1 protein-coding gene is annotated in these 2,061 nt (G+C 57.0%); it reads left to right on the forward strand.

All coding sequences use genetic code 11. From position 1 onward, the window contains the following. Positions 1-445: 445 nt before the first annotated feature. The gene (locus VJ369_RS17065; RefSeq protein ID WP_324093191.1) at positions 446-2,002 is read left to right on the forward strand and encodes an ISKra4 family transposase; all 1,557 of its coding nucleotides are present in this window, start codon (positions 446-448) and stop codon (positions 2,000-2,002) included. Positions 2,003-2,061: the final 59 nt, after the last annotated feature.

The following is a 2,061-nucleotide window of genomic DNA, read 5'->3' on the forward strand; positions in this document are numbered from 1 at the left end:
TGCGGCGTGATCCACCTCGATGATTTCAAATTTGAGATCCTCGATATAGGCGTCATCCACGCCAAACTGGCGCTTGAGAGCTCGATACGAGACCCGCCCCTGGCGTTGGAGCATGGCCAGGGCTTGATTCAGGATCTCCTCAAAGGTCATACGACCCTCCAACGACCGTAGGCTGCAGCAGATCACCGTCTGCACATCGTGGCTCTTCCCTTCACGATAGCGCATGCAGGAGCCAAAAGGAAGGAGGATTTTTGCGACTCACGGCGTGCGGATACACCAGGAATGCAAAGTGTTCTGGCCTTTTTTCAGTGGGTGTAGCTCTTTCGCAACGACACAGAGTTAAATAAAATCAATATATCACAGTGTAATATGCTTGAAAAAAGACCTCTCAGAGGGTAGATCAAACACTTGATCCATTCCACCCCCTAAACAAGAGGTCTGAACCATGGAAGCACAAGTGGTCACGATTGACCAGCCGTTTCATAGCGCCTATGAGAAGTTTATCGAGATCACGGACCATCTGAGTAGCGAGATGGCTGGCGACAAGACGCACAGTGAAATCGAGGCCTATCTGGAAACCGATGGGCGCGAACTGCTGCGCTTGCTGTTGCAAGATCATTTGGATAACCAGGGCGCTGGACGAGTTGGCGACGCGGTGTGTGGCTCGGACGGGGTGGTGCGCTCGCATAAACGCGATGACATGGAAACCGGGTATAAGAGTGTGTTTGGTGCCGTTCGTGTGGCGCGCACCGGGTATAGTCAACGCGGGGTGGCAAACGTATTTCCACGCGATGCGCAGTTGAACCTACCGGCCCGTGGCTACTCGCATCGGTTGCAGAAGCGGGTGGCGGCCAAGGCCGCCAAGATGTCCTTTGACGAGGTTGCCAATGACATTGACACAGAAACCGCCGTGCGCCTTGGCAAGCGTCAGGTCGAGCAGATCGTCTACGACGCGGCCCAAGACTTTGACGCCTTTTATGCCCAGCCCTGTTCACCCGCACTCCAGCAGTACGCCCAGGCCAAGCCGATTCAGGTGTTGACCTTTGATAGCAAGGGGGTGGTGATGCGAAAAGCGGCCTTGCGAGAGGCGACCCGCAAGAAGGTCGAGGCGCGTGCCCAGCAAGCGCCCCGCGGCTTTGCTCGTCAGGACAAGTCCAACCACAAACGCATGGCGACGGTGGCAGGCATCTATCATATTGACCGTCATATCCGCTCGCCACACACGGTGGCGCGTCAGTTTGCCCCCCTGCGCCTGGTGCCGAGCAACCCGCCACTGGCTCCCAAGCCGGTGGGCAAGAAGCTGTGGGCCAGTCTGCAAAAGCCCATGAAGACGGTGATTGAGACCGCCTTTGCCGAAGGGCTTCGGCGTGACCCTGAGCAGCAGGCCGAATGGGTCGTATTGGTAGACGGCGATCCGACGCAAATCGATTATATCAAGAAGGCGGCCCCGGTCCCTGGGGGCAGCGTGGTCATGATTTTAGACATCATTCACGTCCTGGAATATCTCTGGAAGGCGGCCAAAGTCCGCTTTGCCCTCGATGACCCCCAAGCCGCCCCGTGGGTGGCCGAACAGATCGAGCGGTTATTGCACGGGCAGGTGCGCCCCCTTGTGAGAAGCTTACGTCGCTGGGCAACCGTGCAGGGATTGAGCCCAAAACAGCGCGAACCGATCGATCCATGCACGACCTACCTGGCCAATCACGTCCCTTACCTCAACTATCCAGACTACCTGGCCCAGGGGTATCCCATCGCCACGGGGGTGATCGAAGGGGCTTGCCGTTATCTGGTGAAAGATCGTATGGAGATCACGGGGGCCAGGTGGGGACTGGAGGGAGGCGAAGCCGTTCTCAAACTCCGAGCGCTGGTGATCAATGGCGATTTCGATGCGTATTGGACGTTCCATGAAACCCAAGAGTATCAACGCAATCACCAGGCCAAATTCGCCGAGATGCCTCCGGCTCGTGCCCACCTGAAACTGGTTTCTGGAGGAAAAAACGGCTGACCAAACAGGGCCCAGTAGAAAACCAGGGTCGACGGTGTCGTTGCAAAATAAACGCACCC

Source organism: Glutamicibacter sp., from assembly GCF_035257265.1.
Classification (GTDB): Bacteria; Actinomycetota; Actinomycetes; order Actinomycetales; family Micrococcaceae; genus Glutamicibacter.

Coding starts and splice junctions, on each gene's coding strand:
- VJ369_RS17065 (WP_324093191.1), top strand. CDS start 446: ATGGAAGCACAAGTGGTCACGATTGACCAGCCGTTTCATAGCGCCTAT.